The following is a 16,928-nucleotide window of genomic DNA, read 5'->3' as shown; positions in this document are numbered from 1 at the left end:
CGCGCCGGCCGGGGGCGCGGCGGCCGCGCGGGCCGCCGCGGTCGTCGTCGCGGTCGTCGTCGCGCTTGTCGTCGCGTCGCCCGCGCTCACCGCTCCTCCCCCAGGTCGCGGCTCTGCACCCGCAGGAACACCACGGTCAGCGCCAGGATGATCAGCGTCAGCACGGTGGAGATGGCCGAGCCGTAGCCGACGTCGGTGCGTTCGAAGAAGTTGACGTAGGAGTAGTAGGACGGCACGTTCGTCGCCCCGCCCGGGCCGCCCTTCGTCAACACGAAGATGTGCGCGAACGCCTTGAGCGCGGCGATCGTCGTCCACAGCAGCACCACGAAGATCTCCGGTCGGATCTGCGGCAGCGTGATGTGGCGGAACCGCCGCGCCCAGGACGCCCCGTCGATCTCGGCCGCCTCGTACAGGGACGGGTCCACCCGCTGCAGCCCGGACATGAACACCACCAGCGGGAAGCCGATCTGCACCCAGACCATCACCGCCATGACCGTCCACAGCGCGGTGGCCGGGTCGCCGAGCCAGTCGTGCGCCAGCGACCCGAGGCCGACCGCGTCCAGCAGCGCGTTGACGGCGCCGCTCTCGGGGTTGAGCAGCCAGCTCCACACGATCCCGGCGATGACGATCGGCAGCACCTGCGGCAGGTAGATGCAGGCCCGCAGCGCGCTGGCGGCGCGCGGCCCGAAGTGCCGGTCGATCAGGTCGGTGAGCACGGCGGCCAGCACCAGGCCCACCGCGGTCGGCACGATCGCCATGCCCACGACGACCAGGACGTTGTTGCGGAACGAGGCCCAGAACTCGCCGTCCTCGGCCAGCTCGGCGTAGTTGCCGAGGCCGATCCAGCGGGGCGCGCCGATGCCCTCCCACTCGGTGAAGCTGGTGTAGAGGTTCATCAGGAACGGCACGCCGATCACGGCGGTGAACAGCAGCACCCCGGGGACGAGGTACGGCAGGTAGGCCAGGCGCTCCCGGCCGGCTCGGGCCGCTTGGTCCGCTTGGCCCGCGCGGGACTTTCCGGCCGCCTTGGGGGCTTGCACGGTCACTTCGGCACGCCGCTGTCGTAGTCCTTCTTCAGGGCGCCGAGGACCTCGCCGGGCGAGTCGCCGTTCATCAGCTTCTGCCCGGCCGACACCCACTTGTCATAGAAGCCCGGGACCGGCCAGTCCGGGTAGTACGCCAGTCCGTTGTTCTTCGCCAGCGCGTCGAAGTTCTCGATGAGCCTCTTGACCTTCGGGTCCTTGATCGCCGACGGGTCGGCCGCCACGGGCACGCCGCCCGCGTCGCCCAGGGCGTTCTGGATGTTCTTCTTCATCGTGATGTCGATGAAGTCGTAGGCGAGCTTCTTGTTCTTGGAGCCCTTGGGGATCACCCACAGGTTGCCGCCCGAGCCGGGCGACATCGAGCCGCCGGGCCACAGCATGGTGTCCCAGTCGAAGCGGGCCTCCTTGGCCACGCGGCCGAACCACCAGGTGCCGGAGTACATCATCGGGAACTTGCCCTGCATGAACGCCACCCCGGCGTCCTCGGCCTTCAGGCTGACCGAGCTCTTGGCGATGTAGCCCTTCTTCACCCAGTCGGCGAACGTGGTCGCCCCGGCCGTCCACGCCGCGTCGGTGAGGTCGGCCTTGCCGGTGTAGCGCTGGTAGGCGTCCACCCACGCCCGGTCGGCCTTGTCGAGCGCGAGCTGGTAGATGTAGTGCTGCGCCATCACCTCGGCGCCCGCGTTGGCGAGCGGGGTGACGCCCTTGGCGACGAACTGGTCCATCGCCCGCAGCAGCTCGTCGTAGTCGGTCGGCACCTTCACGCCGTGCTTGGCGAACAGGTCCTTGTTGTAGTAGAGCAGCACGTACTCGGCGTAGTTGGGGACGCCGAACCACCTGTCGCCGCCCATGACGCCCTTGGCGTCGTACTTCGAGGTGACGGCGATGTTCGGGCTGAGCAGCTTGTCCCAGCCGCGCTTGACGACCTCGTCGGTCATGTCCTCCAGCAGCCCCTGCCGGGACAGCAGACCGGCCGTGGCGTTGCCCTTGTTGTACTCCAGGATGTCGGGCGCGTCCTTGGAGTTGAGCACCATCGGCGCGGTCTTCTGGATCTGCTCGAAGCCCTTCTCCTCGAACTTGACCTTCACCCCGGGGTGGGTCCGCTCGAACTCCTCGATGGCCTGCTTCCACGCCACGCCCATGGCGCTGTCGGGCGCCTCGTAGTGCCACAGCCGCAGCTCATTGGGGCTGGAGCCGTCGCCTCCGCCGCCGCAGGCGGCCAGCGCCAGCGAGCCGGCGGCGAGCGCGGCCAGCAGCGCCGCGCCCCTGCCTGTCCTGATCATGGGTGCTCCTCACGGGGTGGGATCTCGCGGCTCCGCGGCCGGCGGCGCGAGCGGTCCGTCCGCGGAGACGCCGCGACCGCGACGGTCCGTGGCCGGCGCTCGGCCGGGGACGCGGACACCGGAAGGGGGTGTCGAAGCGCTTCGATTGTGGGATCGTAGACCCGCGTGACCTGGGACACAATAGGAGGCCCGCAGAAAATGCCTCGGATCGAGCTCGCCAAGGGGTGTGATTGGGAGCGCTCCCAGGTTCGGCGGCGCGGCCGCGACCGGGCGGCCGCGCCGGCGCGCCGCTGTTACCCTCGGACGCCCAGCCAGGGATGATCAGGACGAACCCGACTCCGAAGGCGGTGGCGGCCGTGCCGCAGCACGCGTGGGAGCGCTCCCCATGAGCTCCACCGACGACGCGTTCGACCCGGCCCCCGACGAGCAGGCGGTCGAGGAGCGGGCCATCGAGGAGGGGACGCGCGGCACGGCGGCCGGGCGGGCGGCCGCGGCGCCCGGCGGGGCGCCGCGCGCGGCGCCGGACAGCCCGCAGCAGGGAGCACATGGCGGCCTTGCCGGTGCGGGCGGGCCGACGGCGCCGGCCGCCGGGGCCGAGGAGGCAGGCGCCGAGGCGGACGGTGAGGAAGCCGACGGCGGCGAGAGCGGCGACGGCGAGGTCGCGGTCGAGGAGGCGTTCCGGCGGGAGTTCCGGCTGTTCTTCGAGCGGCACCACCGCGACCTCGCCCGGCTGGCGCACCTGATGCTCGGCGACCCGGACGCGGCCGACGACCTGGCCGCCGACGCGCTGGCCGCCGCCTGGCACCGCTGGGACCGGGTGCGCGGCTCCGATCACCCCCTGGCCTACGTCCGGCGGATCGTGCTGAACATGTGCCACAGCCGGATCCGCGCCCTGGTGCGCGAACGCGACCGGCTGGCGGCGATCGGCGCGACCGTCCAGGAGCACGCCGACGGGCCGGACGTGTCCGCCGTGCTGGACGTGCGCGCCGCGCTGCAGCGGCTGCCCGAGCGCAAGCGCGCCTGCGTCGTGCTGCGGTTCGCCTTCGACCTGTCGGAGAAGGAGACCGCCCGGGTGCTGGGCATCACGGTCGGCACCGTCAAGAGCCAGACGTCCAAGGGCGTCGCCGAGCTGCAGCGCGTGCTCGGCGGCCTGGAGCCGCCCCCGCCGAAGGGACGCGGCACTGAGAGGCCAGGTGGCGTGCGCGACGCCGACGCCTTTCCGGAGGACAGACGGTCCGCGGACGTGCATGCTAAAGAGGGCGGGCCCGCGGACGCGGGCGATGACGGCGGGCGGTCCGGCGACGGCGGCGGACGCTCCGGCACCCGGCACCCCGAGGCGATCCCGGCCGGCGCGGCACGGCCGGAGGAGGCCGCCTCCGACGCGAGGCGGCCGAGGGGCGGGCGCCCCGGCGGGGCGCAGCGCAGGCGCGGCGCGGTCGGCGTCCTGCTGGGTGCGGTCCGGGCGGGCGAACGGCCGCAGGAGGGCGCGTGATGGGAGGTCGGGGGAACGATCCAGAACGCACCGAGGAGCTGCTGGCCCGGCTGCGGGACCGGCTGCGCGCGGAGGCCGAACGGCACGAGCCCGACCGCGAGCGGATCTGGGCGCGCATCGAGGCGGCGATGGACCGTCCCAATACGGCGGTCTCGGCGGGCGGCGCGCGCCTCGACGGCTCCGCGGAGGGCGTCCGCGCCGGGGCGGGCTCTGCGGCCCTCAGGGACGCGCTCGAGGACGGCACGGGCGCGGACGATCACGGAGACGTGCGCGGGGCGGCGCGGCACGGCGGCCGCCATGCCGCCGCGCCGGCGTACGGGCGCAGGCAGCGGTGGCTGCGCGTGGGGCTGGCGTCGCTGGCCACGGCGGGCATCGTCGGCCTGACCTCGGGGGTGTTCTGGGGCTTCACCGACGGGGGCTCCGACCCGGCGGTGCCGTTGGCGGGGCGCAGCGGCGGCCTGTCGCCGTCCCCGCCGCCCTCGGGCGAGCCGTCCCGTCCGGGCGGCCCGGCCCCGCAGACGGACAGGAGGACGTCGGCGCCGTCCTCGCCGAGCCCGAGCCGTACCGCGTCGCCGTCCCGGCGCACCCCGTCCGACAGCGCCGAGCCCACGCGGCGGCAGGAGAAGGCGGCGTTCACGGCGAGCGGGTCGCTGGACCCCGACAGCGGGGACCACTGGGCGCAGAACAACGTCGTGCTGCGCGTGCACGAGCCGCTGCGCGCGCTGGAGGTGACGGTCCGGGTGCGGCGCGACGGGAACGTGTCACCGGCGGGCTCGTGGCTGTCGCTGCCCAACGGCGACTTCCGGGCGTCCACCGACACGACGTCGGACGCCATCGTCTACTCGTGGACCCTGCTGCCCGGCCGCACCGTACGGCCGGGCTCGTACACGCTGGCGGCCCAGTACAACCGGACGTCCGCCCACGACCCGCGCAAGGACGCCTACACGGTGCGGGCGACGATGAAGGACGGCCCGTCCTCCGTCGCCGAAGGCCACTTCTGACCGCCGGCGTAAGGCGACGGGCCGTCCGGCGTGTCAGGCGTCTGCGAGACGGGCCGCGTATCGGATGCCGCCCAGCAGATGGGCGCGGAACTCCGGCTCGGCGAACGCCTCGGCCGTGTGACCGAGCGCGGTGTAGAAGCAGCGGCCGCCGTCGATGTCGTGGCACCAGGCGAGCGGATGCGGGTCTCCCATGCGGCCGCCTTCGTAGCTGGACTCGTCCACGGTCAGCAGCACCCGGACGCGCGGGCTCGGCGGGGACGCGAAGTCGTACCACTCGTCGACGCGCACCCACGTGCGTCCCAGGTGGGCCGTGGCGGGATGGTCGTGGTCCGTGACGAGCAGCGTGGCGGGCTGGATCTGCGGGTGGCGCGCGAACCGCGCCCCGACCAGCTCGCCGTAGAACGGCCAGTCGTACTCGGCGTCGGCGGCGGCGTGCACTCCCGCGAAGCCGCCCCCGCCCCGCACGTACGACTCCAACGCCCGCCGGTGGGCGTCCTCGAAGAGCTGACCCGTGGTGCTGAGGAACACCAGCGCCCGGTAGCGGGCCAGGATGTCGGGCGCGAACAGCACGAGGTCATCGGTGACGTCCACCGTGAATCCGTGGGCGGCGCCCAGTTCGCGGACGGTCTCGGTGCCCACGGGGATCGAGTCGTGGCGGTAGCCCGCGGTCCTGGCGAAGACGAGCACCCTGGGCATGCCACCTCCCGTCACCGTGTGGACCGGCAGTCCCGGCCGTTCAGGGCGAACCGGTCGGGGCGTCCGTTTCCGCCGTCCCAGCGGCCGATGAAGCCGAACTCCACGGCGCCGCCCGGCGGGATGGTGCGGTTCCAGTGGGCCGCGGTCACCGTCACGTCGGCCCCTCGCTGGTCCGGCGCGCCGTTCCACAGCTGGGAGATCTGCTGGCCGTCGGGGAACGACCAGGCCAGCCGCCATCCGTCGACCGGCGCGTCCGCCAGGTTGGTGACGCGCACCTGCGCCTGGAATCCGGTCGGCCACTCGTTGACGACACTGTACGACACGGCGCAGTCGCCCCCGGTGGGCGACTCGGTGCGGCCCGGCGGCGGCTTTGCCGCGCCTCCGCTCTCGGTCCCGGGCGAGAGCACGACCAGGAGGAGGGCGAGCGCGGCGAGCGCGCCCACCCCGCCGCCGGCGATGAGCAGCGCCCTGCGACCGGGAGGCTTCCCCGGCCGGGCGCCGGAGGCTTCCGGAGGGTCGTTCAGGGGGTCGTCCAGGATGCGCGTGTTGTCGTCGTGCGACGGAGGTCGCGGCGGCGGGGCGTCCGGTGCCCCCGTGAGGGCGTCGGCGGGAATGCCCGCAACCCGGCGCAGCACGTCGGCGGCCTCGGCCGCCGTCGGCCGCGCTTCGGGACGCTCGTCCAGACACCGCCGCACGAGCCGTTCGATCTCTTGCGGGACCTGGTCGTCGTCGTCCGGCAGGCACGCGCGGAGCAGGACGCCCAGGGAGTAGATGTCGGCGGCCGGGGTCGGCGCGGCGCCGCCCAGCAGTTCGGGGGCCGCGTAGTCGGGGGTGCCGAGCACCGGGCCGCCGTCGCCCGACCGTTCACGGGCCGCGGCGGTGAACGCGATGCCGAAGTCGAGGAGCTTCGCGCCGGTCGGGGTGAGCAGCACGTTCCCGGGCTTGACGTCCCGGTGCACCACGCCCGCGGCGTGGGCGGCGGCCAGGGCGTCGGCCAGCTGCGCGCCCAGCACCGCGGCGTCCCGCCACGGCAGCGGCCCGCGGGCCAGGCGCGTCGCCAGGCTCTCCCCGTCCAGCAGCTCCATCACCACGTACGGCAGGCGCTCGCCGTCGGGCAGCTCGGCCTCGCCGTAGTCGTAGACGCCGGTGATGTGGGGATGGGCCAGGCTCGCGGCGGCCTTGGCCTCTTCGCGCAGCCGCGGGGTCAGCTCCTCCGGCCAGCCGTCGCGCGGCAGCTTGACCGCCACCGGCCGGTCGAGGACGAGGTCGACGGCGCGCCACACGGTGGACATGCCGCCGGAGCCGAGCGGCGCCACCAGCTGGTAGCGGCCGCCCAGTCGGCCCCCGGGGATCTGCGCCATGCTCGGCAGCTTAAACGGCCGGTCCCCGGGGGGCGCCGGGTTCACGGTGTCAGGAGGTCATGCCGTGGACGACCGGGTCGGACGTTCGGGGGAGGAAGGCCGAAGGCGAACTCGCCGGGTTCGGCGAGCCGTTCCTGGAGGCGTCGGGGACATCGACATCCGACCCGCCGCCGCCTCAGCCGATGCCGGTGACCTCGCCGTTGCCGCCGTCGAACACCACGTCCGAGCAGTTGTAGAACGTCTCCTGGCTGTCGGACCGCTGCCACACCGAGTAGATGATGTGGCGGCCGCTCTTGCCCGAGGGAAGCCGGGCGTTCCAGTAGTAGTACGAGTCCGCGCTGCCCGGGTTGCCGACGCTCGGCGGGTCGGTCACCTGGTCGAACGGCTGCTCCTCCAGGTCGTCCCAGGTCAGCGGGCGCGTCGGGCTCCAGCTGTCCTTGGTGACGTACAGCCGGAAGGTGCCCGGGTGCGCCGCCCACTTGTTGTAGCGGAACTGGATCTGCGCGCCGGACGTCAGGTGGGTGACCGGCCAGTCGTCGCGCGGCAGGTCGAAGCCGCTGAAGTCGTACACCCGGGCGTCGGCGCTGCACAGCTTGCCGTCGGGGATGAAGCCGCGGGTGCGTCCGGCGCCGTCCGAGCGCAGCACCGCGAACCAGTTGTACAGCGGGGTGGTGCCGCTCTGCGCGACCGCGGCCGCGCACGCGGGGTTCTTGGGCTTGATCTCGCCGGTGGAGGTCAGCCCGTCCTTCCAGCACAGGTACGTGCGGCTGCCCGGCATCATCATCGCGCCGTGCGCCGACGCCGGGGCGGCGGTCAGCACGGAGCCCAGCACGGCAGCCGCCGACCCGATCGCCGCTCCCGTGAGCACCGCCCGTCGACGCTGACTCATGGACACGCCTCCGTTCTTCTAGCCTTGCATCGCGGCCGGATCGCGGCCCCGGACGCCGCCGGGCGGCGACGCCCGTCGCGCTGGAACGTAACCGGCGGCGCACGGCGCGGTGAACGGCTCTTTCACGCTTTCATGGGTTCACTAGACTGGTCGAAAGCGCTTTCCACCCGCGGGGGGTCGAATGGTCACACTGGAGGACGTGGCGCGGCAGGCGGGGGTCTCCCTCGCCACCGCGTCGCGGGTGCTGAACGGCAGCAACCGGCGGGTGGGAGCGGCCCTCCGCCAGCGGGTCGAGCTGGCGGCCGCCGAGCTGGGATACGAGCCCGACGTCACCGCCCAGGCGCTGGCGCGGGGGTCCAGCAACGTCATCGGGCTGGTCGTGCACGCGCTGACCGACCCGTACTTCGCGGCGCTGGCCGAGGGCGCCATGCGCGCCGCCGACCGGCACGGGCTGACGGTCATGGTCGGCACCACCCACCGGGACCCGGAACAGGAGATCTCGGTGGTGTCCACCCTGCGGGCGCAGCGGGTGCGGGCGATCGTGCTGGCGGGCTCGCGTATCAGCGACGAGGCGATCACCAAGCGGATGGACGCCGAGCTGACCCGCTACCGCGACGCCGGCGGGCGGGTGGCGTGCATCGGCCAGGACCTGCTGGGCGTCGACACCGTCGCCCCCGCCAACCGGGAGGGCGCGGCGGCGCTGGCGCGGTCGCTGGCCGAGCTGGGCCACCGCAGGTTCGCCGTGCTGGCCGGCCCGCCCGGCCTGATCACCGCGGCGGACCGCACCGCGGGCTTCTCCGCCGCGCTGGCCGAGCTGGGGCTGCCCGCGCCGCGCCTGGTCCACGGCGACTTCGACCGGGACGGCGGCTACGCGGCGGCGGCCGAGCTGGCCGAGTCGGGCCTGGGCGAGGTGACCTGCGTCTTCGCCGTCAACGACGTGATGGCCCTGGGCGCGCTGGCCGCGCTGCGCGAACGCGGCATCGACGTGCCCGGGCAGATCTCGGTGGCCGGGTTCGACGACATCTCCACCCTGCGGGACCTGGTGCCGGCGCTGACGACCGTGCGGCTGCCGCTGACGGAGATGGGCGAACGGGCGCTGGACCTGGCGCTGTCGGACGCCGCCGAGCCCGTCACCGAGCGCATCGAGGCCGAGGTCGTCCTGCGCGACAGCACGCGGCGGCTGTGACGAGAGCAGCCCGTATCGCCGACGACCTGCTCTGACGGCGCCGGCGGCGAAAGCCCGCCGCCCTCGCGGCGCGAGGACGGCGGGCGGAGGTCATCGCCGGATCCGCGACGTCAGGAGACGTCCGCCATGACGCCGGGGAACGGGATCCTCTCGGCGCCGAACGAGGCGTAGTTCGACTCCACGGCGGCCCGCTCTGAGGCGTTCGGGGTGGCGTTGGTGCAGGAGACGCCTCCGGTCGAGCCGGACATCAGGGACGAGCACGGGCCGGGCTTGCGGTCGGGCAGGCCGAGGCTGTGCCCGAGCTCGTGGGCGGCGATGCGGACGGTGTTGTACCCCTCGTTCACCGCCTGCCGTCCGAAGTACACGACGACCTGCCCTCCGGGGCGGACGGGGCCGAGCATGGCGCGCGGCCAGCCGTCGTCGGCCACGATGCGGATCTCGGCGCGCGTGCCCGCGGGGGCCTTGACCAGGCGGACGTTCTGCACGCTGGAGTTCCACGACTGGACGCCGGCGGCGACCGCGTCCTTGAACTCCGCGGCCTGGCTGTCGTCGTAGTAGAGGGTGGTGGTCGCCTGCGCGCGGGGGGCGTCGGCGGAGGGGGTGTGCGCGTTCGCCGCGGGGGCGACGCCGACGGACAGGGCGACGGCGCCAGCACCGACAAGGGCGCGCACGGCGGTTCGATGCAGCATAGCGGGGCCTTCCTGTCTCGGAACGGGTTTGCTGCCTCAAGGTCGGCCCAGCGTATTTGCCATCCCTTTGACATAACAAGGGCGGTTATCTACCGAAAATTCCTCAGTAGTCCGGCACGTGTCCTCAAACTCCTTTGCGCACTCCGCTCTCGCTATCACCACAGGCGCCATCGACACCGCAAGCATCAGCCGTGCGCCCTCATGTCCAGGAAAGGCGTGGGCGGCCGGGGCCGCGGGAGCGGGGCACCGGCCGCCGTGTGTCACGCCAGGGACGGGACGATCAGGTCGGCGAAGCGCTGCTTCATCGTCGCCAGCACTTCGTCGGGGTCGGCGGACCAGACGTCGGCGTTGAAGATTTCGACTTCGATGTCGCCGTCGTAGCCGGCGGCGGCGACGGCCGCCGTCAGGGGTGCGAAGTCGATGACGCCGTCGCCCATCATGGCGCGCCCCAGCAGGACGTCCGCGGGCAGCGGGTGCATCTGGTCGCAGACCTGGTAGGAGGCGATGCGGCCCTCCGCGCCCGCGCGGGCGATCTGGCCGAGAGCCTCGGGGTCCCACCAGATGTGGAAGGTGTCGACGACGACGCCGACCCGGTCGGCCGGGTAGGGGGACGCGAGGTCCAGCGCCTGCTTGAGGGTGGACAGCACCGCGCGGTCGGCGCAGTACATCGGGTGGAGGGGTTCCAGGGCCAGGCGGACGCCGCGTTCCTCGGCGTAGGGCACCAGGGCGTCCAACGCCTCGGCGACGCGGGTGCGGGCGTCCGCGAGGTCGCGGGAGAAGCCGCTGAGCGGCTCGCCCGGGACGACGCCGGGCAGGCCGCCGACCACCAGCACCAGGCAGGCGGCGCCGAGTTCGGCGGCCTCGTCGACGGCCCGGCGGTTGTCGCGCAGCCAGGAGTCCCCGGTGAGGAAGCCGCCCCGGCACAGCGACGAGACGCGCAGGCCCGCGTCGCGGACGAGCTCGGCGGTCGCGCTCAGGCCGTGCTCGGCGACGGGCTCCCGCCACAGGCCGATGGCCTCGATGCCGTGGCGCCGGCAGCCCTCCACCGCCTCGGGCACGGACCAGCGCCGGGTCGTCCACTGGTTCAGCGACAGGCGTTCCGCGCCCGGCTTCCGCCCCGTCACTGGTCCACCCCGTAGACGGTCAGCAGCGCGCGCATGCGGCGCACGGCCAGGTCGGGGTCGGGCAGCAGGCCCGCGGCGTCGGCCAGCCGGAACACCTCGGCCAGGTGGACGATCGAGCGGGCGCTCTGCGCGCCGTTCACCATGGCGAACGCCTCCTGGTGCCCGGCGAGCCAGGCCGCGAACACGATGCCGGTCTTGTAGTGGTACGTCGGCGTCTCGAAGATCTTCCGGGACAGCGGCACCGTCGGCCCGAAGATCTCGTCGTAGGCGGCGGTGTCGCCCGCGTCCAGGGCGTGCAGGGCGGCGGCGGCCGCGGGCGCGATCGCGTCGAAGATGCCCAGCAGCGCGTCGCTGCCGGACGCGATCAGCTCCGGGTAGTTGAAGTCGTCGCCGGTGTAGAGGCGGACGCCTTCGGGCAGCCCGGCGCGGATCTCCACCTCCCGGTCGGCGTCCAGCAGCGACACCTTGACGCCGTCGATGCGGGAGGCGTGCTCGCGCACCAGGTCGAGGAAGTGGCCGGTGGCCTTGTCGAGGTCGTCCGCGCCCCAGTAGCCGGCCAGGTTCGGGTCGAACATCTCCCCCAGCCAGTGCAGGATGACGGGCCGGTCGACCTGCTCGAGCAGGCGGCCGTAGACGGCGCGGTAGTCCTCGGGGCGGCCGCGGGCGATCCGGGCGAGCTGGCGGCTCGCCATGATGATCACTCCGGCGCCGGCGTCCCGGACGACCTCGATCTGCTCCTCGTAGGCGGCGACGACGTCGTCCAGCGTGGCCGCCTCCGGCCGGTGGTCGGTGCCCGCGCCGCAGGAGACCAGCTCGGCCGGGTCGCCGAACGTCGCGGCCTCGGCGGCGCTCCGCCGGATCAGCTCGCGGGTGGCGGCCCAGTCCAGGCCCATGTTGCGCTGCGCGGTGTCCATGGCGTCGGCGACGCACAGGCCGAGCGACCACAGGTGGCGGCGGAACCGCAGCGTGGCCTCCCAGTCCACGGTCGCGGGGACGCCGGGGCCGTTGTCGGCGCGCGGGTCGGCCACCACGTGCGCGGCGGCGTAGGCGACGCGGGAGGACGGCGGGCCGGACGGCGTCTCCCAGGCGCGCGGCTCGCCGGGCGAGTACGGTTCGAGGCGGCCGTCGGGGGTCGGCAGCTTCAGCGTGGCCATGCCTGTCCTCCAGTCGCGTCCAGGGCGCCGGCGGTCCGGCGCCGTCCCCTCCTCCGCGGCCGGGCGCCGCCGCGCGCCCGCGGCCCGTTCATCGGGCGGACTCCTCGCCGAGGTCCACGGGGGTCAGCTCGACGCGGCGCCCCTCGGCGGACGACAGCAGGCCCGCCTCGGCGAGCTGGACGCCGCGCGCGCCGGAGGCGAAGTCGTGCGGGAACGGCGCGTCCTCCACCACGTGCCGGACGAACATCTCCCACTGCACCTTGAAGCCGTTGTCGAAGTCCTCGTTGTCGGGGACCTCCTGCCACTGCTCGCGGAACTTCTCGGTGGCGGGCAGGTCGGGGTTCCAGACGGGCTTGGGCGTCATGGCGCGGTGCTGGACGCGGCAGCGGCGCAGCCCGGCGACGGCGCTGCCCTCCGTGCCGTCCACCTGGAACTCCACCAGCTCGTCGCGGAACACCCGGGTCGTCCAGGAGGAGTTGATCTGCGCGATGACGCCGCCTTCGAGTTCGAAGATGCCGTACGCGGCGTCGTCGGCGGTGGCGTCGTAGGGCGAGCCGTTCTCGTCCCAGCGGCGCGGGACGTGCGTGACGGCGCGGGCCGTCACCGCCTGCACGCGTCCGAACAGGTTCTCCAGCACGTAGTGCCAGTGCGGGAACATGTCGAGCACGATGCCGCCGCCGTCCTCGGCCCGGTAGTTCCAGCTTGGCCGCTGCGCCGCCTGCCAGTCGCCCTCGAACACCCAGTAGCCGAACTCGCCGCGCACCGACAGGACGCGGCCGAAGAACCCGCCGTCCACCAGCCGCTTGAGCTTGCGCAGCCCTGGCAGGAACAGCTTGTCCTGGACGACGCCGTTCTTGACTCCGGCGGCCCGCGCCTTCTTGGCCAGCGTGACCGCGTCCTCGAGCGAGTCGGCGGTGGGCTTTTCGACGTAGACGTGCTTGCCCGCGTCGATCGCCCGGGTGACCGCGCCGACGCGGGCGGAGGTGACCTGGGCGTCGAAGTAGATGTCGGCGCCGGGGTCGGCGAGCGCGGCGTCCAGGTCGGCGGTCCAGTCGGGGATGCCGTGCCGTTCGGCCAGCGCGCGCACCCTTTCCGCGCTGCGGCCGACGAGGATCGGCCGCAGTGTGACGCGGCCGCCGCCGGCGAGCGGCACCCCGCCCGCCTCGTTGATCGCCAGGACGGAGCGCAGCAGGTGCTGGCGGTAGCCCATGCGGCCGGTCACGCCGTTCATCACCACGCCGAGGGTGCGTGCGGTCATCGTTCTCCTCAAGGCTGGGACGGATAAGAGAGTAAGCGCTTTCCGCACCCTAGGCCGGAAAGCGCTTACTCTCAAGTGTCCTGATCAGCGCACGCCGTAGAGGTGCTCCAGAGCGAGCTGGTCGAGCCGCTCGAACGCCGCGCCGCGGGCCGCCAGCGCGTCGATGTCCGGGGTGAAGTCACGGACCGACCGCCAGTCCTCGCCCTCGGCCAGCGTCGGGACGGCGAGCTCGTCCACCCGCGCGGCGCGCAGCGCCTCCTGCACCTCGGGGTCGGCCCGGAACGCCCGCACCTTCTCCCGCAGGATGAGCCAGTTGCGCATGCAGCCCTTCGCCGACTCCCACACGCCCTCGTCGTCCTCGGTGCGCGGCGGCTTGAAGTCGAAGTGGATCGGGCCGTCGTAGTCGCTGTTGTCGATGAGGTCGACCACCCAGAACGCGCCGCGCGCGTTGCCCGCCCCGAACCGCAGGTCCTGGTCGTAGCGCGGGCCGTTCTGCCCGTTCAGGTCGATGTGGAACAGCTTGCCGTGCCACAGGGCCTGCGCCAGGCCGTGCGCGTAGTTCAGCCCGGCCATCTCCTCGTGCCCGATCTCCGGGTTCAGGCCGAACAGCTCGGAGTGCTCCAGCTCCTCGATGAACGCCAGCGCGTGCCCGACCGTCGGCAGCAGGATGTCGCCGCGCGGCTCGTTCGGCTTGGGCTCGATCGCGAACCGGATGTCGTAGCCCTTGTCCAGGACGTAGGAGCCGAGGACGTCGAAGGCCTCCTTATAGCGGTCCAGCGCGGTCCGCACGTCCTTGGCCGCCCCGGACTCGGCGCCCTCCCGGCCGCCCCAGCACACGTACACCTTGGCGCCCAGCTCGGCGGCCAGGTCGATGTTGTCCATCACCTTGCGCAGCGCGAACCGGCGCACGTCGCGGTCGTTGGAGGTGAACGCGCCGTCCTTGAAGATCGGGTGGCCGAACAGGTTCGTCGTCGCGGTCGTGACGACCAGGCCGGTCTCGTCCAGGGCCTTGCGGAACGCGGCGATGCGCTCGTCGCGCTCGGCCGGCGTCGCCTCGAAGGGGAACACGTCGTTGTCGTGGAAGTTGACGCCGTACGCGCCGATCTCGGCGAGCTTGCGCACGGCCCGTTCGGCGGGCATCGGCGGCCGCGTGCCGGGGCCGAACACGTCGACGCCCTGCCAGCCCACCGTCCAGATCCCGAACGAGAACTTGTCCTCCGGACGAGGGGTGTAGCGGTCCTCGGTCACGGAATTCCTCCTCACGCGTTGTCGGTGCGGTTGCTTCCCCAGGTGGCGGTGGCGTCGCGCAGCACGCCGTAGCGGGCCCGGACGGACTCCGCGGCCGCCGCGTCCGCGGGGGCGGCCTCGTGCTCGGTGGCGGGGCGGTCGGGCCAGGCGGGCGGCTCGGGCGTCCCGGCCAGCACCCAGGCGGCCTGCCGGGCGGCGCCGAGCGCCACGTACTCGGCCGGCTCCGGGACGGTCACCGGCGTGCCGAGGATCGCGGGCGCCAGCGCGCGCACGGCCTCCGACCGCGCCCCGCCGCCGATCAGCAGGGTGCGGCGCGGCCGCACGCCCTGCGCGGCCAGGTGCTCGACCGCGTCGGCGAGCGAGCACAGCAGCGCCTCGACGGCCGCCCGGGCGATGTTCTCGCGGGTCGCGTTGGACGTGGTCAGCCCCGCGAGCACGCCGGTGGCGTCCGGGCGGTCGGGGGTGCGCTCGCCGTCCAGGTACGGCAGCAGCGTCAGCCCGCCCGCGCCCGGCTCGGCCGCCAGCGCCAGCCGCGACAGCTCGTCCAGGTCGGCGCCGATCATCGCGGCGGCCGAGGTCAGGATGCGCGCGGCGTTCAGCGTGCACACCAGCGGCAGGAACCGGCCGGTCGCGTCGGCGAACCCGGCGACCAGCCCGGACGGGTCGGCGGCGGGCCGGTCGGCGACCGCGAACGCCGTGCCCGACGTGCCGATCGACAGCACCACGTCGCCCTCGCGCAGCCCGAGCCCGAGCGCGGCGCCCATGTTGTCGCCGGTGCCGGGGCCGATGCGCGCGCCCCACGCCGTCTCGCCCACGGCCTCCGCCGGCGCCGCCACGCGCGGCAGCCGCGGCTCGTGGCCGAGCGCCTCCGTCACGATCTCCGGCAGGTAGCGGCCCGTCGCGGGGGACCAGTAGCCGGTGCCGGAGGCGTCGCCGCGGTCGGTGACGTACCCGTCCGCGCCGAGCTTCCAGGTCAGCCAGTCGTGCGGCAGCAGCACGGCGGCGGTGCGGGCGGCGTTGTCGGGCTCGTTCTCGGCCATCCAGCGCAGCTTGGTGACGGTGAACGAGGCGACCGGCACCGAGCCGGCCCGCCGCGCCCAGGCCGCGCCGCCGCCCAGCTTCTCCACCAGCGCCCGGGCCTGCGGCGCCGAGCGGGTGTCGTTCCACAGCAGCGCGGGGCGGATCACCTCACCGTCCTCGTCCAGGGCCACCATGCCGTGCTGCTGCGCGGCCACCGCCACGGCGTCGGCGCGCTCCAGCAGCCCGCGGGCCTGGTCGAGGGCATGGCTCCAGTGCCGCGGGTGGCATTCGGTACCGTCGGGGTGGGGCGCGGAGACCTGGTCGACGATCCGGCCGTCCTCCGCCTGGCAGAGCACCACCTTGGTCGACTGGGTGGAGGAGTCGATCCCGGCGACGAGCATGGTCCTCCTCGGGGCTTTGCGAAAGCTTTCGACCGTCAACGCCGAAAGCTTTCGAAACGCTTCGACTGCGTGCAGCCTACGACGCCGGTGACCTCCGGCACAACGGACGAAACCGGCCGGATCGCCTGCCCCGCCCGTCCGCTCCCGCCTCCACTCCCGCCGCCCGCCGACTCCGCCTTACCCCGTCCCGCCGCGATCCGTCCGCGCAGACGGCTCCCCCGCACCGCGGGCCGCCATGAGGCCCCGCCCGACCACCGCTCCTTCCGCGACACCGAATCGCCCGCTTTTGCCGATGATCACATCCGGCTTAAAGATCCGCTACAGTGGCCGCAGCCCGAATCAGACAGAAGGGATGCAGCGGGTGGATAAGAATGAGCTCCGGGATTACTGGATGAACCTCCTCCAGAAGGAGGGCTTCCGACCGGAGGTCGACGACGACGGCGACATCGTCTTCAAGTTCGAGGGCGGTTGGTACTACATCTTCCCCGGCGAAGATGACATGTACTTCCACCTCATTTACCCCAATTTCTGGCCCATCGAGAGCGAGGAGGAGCGGGCCCGCGCGCTGCTCGCCGCCAACGAGGCCACCCGGGAAACGAAAGTCGCCAAAGTCTTCCTGGCCGGCAACGGGGAGAACGTGTGGGCGACCGCGGAATTGTTCTGCGGCGACCCGTCGGCCGTCGAGCCGGTGCTCAACCGATGCCTGCGCGCGATCGGCGCCGCCGTGCACATGTTCCGAGAAAAGATGCGCTCGGATAACTGAACGTCTCGGTGAATCGCTGAGGAGCGCATCGACGACGCCGGGCGGTCACGACTGCGGCGCCCCCGGCATTCCCATGAGCCGCCGCCCTGCCGGATCCCCGCACACCGTCGGCGGGGCGGCGCGCCCGCCCGCCCCGACACCCGCCGCCTGTCCATGACACCCACGACACGTCACCGGCGAGAAGCCACGGCCGCCTTGCACTCCATGCACCGAGGTGACGGGGCGGCGCGCGTTCCCGGCCAGACACCCACCGCCTCCGCAGGACACCGCCAGGTATACCGCCGACAGCCTGACGATTGCCTCGAATGCGAGGGACACAG

Annotated in this window: 15 protein-coding genes; 4 read left to right on the top strand and 11 right to left on the bottom strand. The window is 73.3% G+C overall.

Annotated features, from left to right (window positions below):
• Positions 1-86: 86 nt before the first annotated feature.
• Together AR3_RS26545 and AR3_RS26540 are read right to left on the bottom strand one after the other, a co-directional pair.
• Complete coding sequence (locus AR3_RS26545) at positions 87-1,046, bottom strand: carbohydrate ABC transporter permease (RefSeq protein WP_067917994.1); 960 nt, start codon at positions 1,044-1,046, stop codon at positions 87-89.
• Entirely contained in the window at positions 1,043-2,326 is a 1,284-nt protein-coding gene (locus tag AR3_RS26540) for an ABC transporter substrate-binding protein (RefSeq protein ID WP_067917993.1), read from the bottom strand. Before AR3_RS26540 ends, AR3_RS26545 begins: the two co-directional genes overlap by 4 nt.
• 385 nt (positions 2,327-2,711) lie before the next feature.
• Here AR3_RS26540 and AR3_RS30030 point away from each other — a divergent pair, with 385 nt between their 5' ends.
• Both AR3_RS30030 and AR3_RS26530 read left to right on the top strand, forming a co-directional pair.
• Complete coding sequence (locus AR3_RS30030; RefSeq protein WP_083952061.1) at positions 2,712-3,818, top strand: SigE family RNA polymerase sigma factor; 1,107 nt, start codon at positions 2,712-2,714, stop codon at positions 3,816-3,818.
• Positions 3,818-4,819, top strand: a complete 1,002-nt coding sequence (locus AR3_RS26530) for a hypothetical protein (RefSeq protein WP_067917991.1) — start codon at positions 3,818-3,820, stop codon at positions 4,817-4,819. Before AR3_RS30030 ends, AR3_RS26530 begins: the two co-directional genes overlap by 1 nt.
• A gap of 33 nt (positions 4,820-4,852) precedes the next feature.
• On the opposite strand, the gene AR3_RS26525 is transcribed toward AR3_RS26530, so the two are convergent.
• The 3 genes from AR3_RS26525 to AR3_RS26515 all read right to left on the bottom strand — a co-directional run bounded on the left by AR3_RS26525 (position 4,853) and on the right by AR3_RS26515 (position 7,765).
• Positions 4,853-5,515 (bottom strand): ThuA domain-containing protein, encoded by a 663-nt coding sequence (locus AR3_RS26525; protein WP_067917989.1) that lies wholly within the window; start codon positions 5,513-5,515, stop codon positions 4,853-4,855.
• 11 nt (positions 5,516-5,526) lie between these two features.
• Entirely contained in the window at positions 5,527-6,876 is a 1,350-nt protein-coding gene (locus AR3_RS26520; protein ID WP_067917988.1) for a protein kinase domain-containing protein, read from the bottom strand.
• A 175-nt stretch (positions 6,877-7,051) separates the two neighbouring features.
• A complete protein-coding gene (locus AR3_RS26515) occupies positions 7,052-7,765 on the bottom strand; it encodes a lytic polysaccharide monooxygenase auxiliary activity family 9 protein (protein ID WP_083952059.1) in 714 nt (237 codons plus the stop codon).
• A 181-nt stretch (positions 7,766-7,946) separates the two neighbouring features.
• Here AR3_RS26515 and AR3_RS26510 point away from each other — a divergent pair, with 181 nt between their 5' ends.
• Positions 7,947-8,951, top strand: a complete 1,005-nt coding sequence (locus AR3_RS26510) for a LacI family DNA-binding transcriptional regulator (protein ID WP_067917987.1) — start codon at positions 7,947-7,949, stop codon at positions 8,949-8,951.
• Positions 8,952-9,061: 110 nt separating this feature from the next.
• Here AR3_RS26510 and AR3_RS26505 read toward each other — a convergent pair whose 3' ends face one another.
• From AR3_RS26505 to xylB, 6 genes are all read right to left on the bottom strand, one after another.
• The gene (locus AR3_RS26505; RefSeq protein ID WP_067917985.1) at positions 9,062-9,640 is read right to left on the bottom strand and encodes a snapalysin family zinc-dependent metalloprotease; all 579 of its coding nucleotides are present in this window, start codon (positions 9,638-9,640) and stop codon (positions 9,062-9,064) included.
• A gap of 260 nt (positions 9,641-9,900) precedes the next feature.
• Complete coding sequence (locus tag AR3_RS26500) at positions 9,901-10,764, bottom strand: sugar phosphate isomerase/epimerase family protein (protein ID WP_067917983.1); 864 nt, start codon at positions 10,762-10,764, stop codon at positions 9,901-9,903.
• The gene (locus AR3_RS26495) at positions 10,761-11,918 is read right to left on the bottom strand and encodes a dihydrodipicolinate synthase family protein (RefSeq protein ID WP_067917981.1); all 1,158 of its coding nucleotides are present in this window, start codon (positions 11,916-11,918) and stop codon (positions 10,761-10,763) included. The genes AR3_RS26500 and AR3_RS26495 overlap by 4 nt, the downstream gene beginning before the upstream one ends.
• A gap of 88 nt (positions 11,919-12,006) precedes the next feature.
• Positions 12,007-13,176, bottom strand: coding sequence for a Gfo/Idh/MocA family protein (locus AR3_RS26490; protein WP_067917979.1), 1,170 nt, complete (start codon positions 13,174-13,176; stop codon positions 12,007-12,009).
• 84 nt (positions 13,177-13,260) lie between these two features.
• Positions 13,261-14,424 (bottom strand): xylose isomerase, encoded by a 1,164-nt coding sequence (xylA, locus tag AR3_RS26485; protein WP_067917977.1) that lies wholly within the window; start codon positions 14,422-14,424, stop codon positions 13,261-13,263.
• Positions 14,425-14,435: 11 nt separating this feature from the next.
• Positions 14,436-15,845 carry a xylulokinase gene (gene xylB / locus AR3_RS26480; protein ID WP_067917975.1) on the bottom strand — a complete coding sequence of 470 codons (1,410 nt, stop codon included), beginning with the start codon at positions 15,843-15,845 and terminating at the stop codon, positions 14,436-14,438.
• 292 nt (positions 15,846-16,137) lie between these two features.
• Between xylB and AR3_RS26475 the strand changes: the two genes are divergently transcribed.
• Complete coding sequence (locus AR3_RS26475) at positions 16,138-16,608, top strand: type III secretion system chaperone family protein (protein WP_146150214.1); 471 nt, start codon at positions 16,138-16,140, stop codon at positions 16,606-16,608.
• Positions 16,609-16,928 lie beyond the last annotated feature (320 nt).

The sequence above is a fragment of the Actinomadura rubrobrunea NBRC 15275 genome (assembly GCF_001552235.1).
GTDB classification, from domain to species: domain Bacteria; phylum Actinomycetota; class Actinomycetes; order Streptosporangiales; family Streptosporangiaceae; genus Spirillospora; species Spirillospora viridilutea.
Note: the sequence above shows the minus strand (reverse complement) of the source record. Positions and strands in the feature narration are given on the sequence as shown.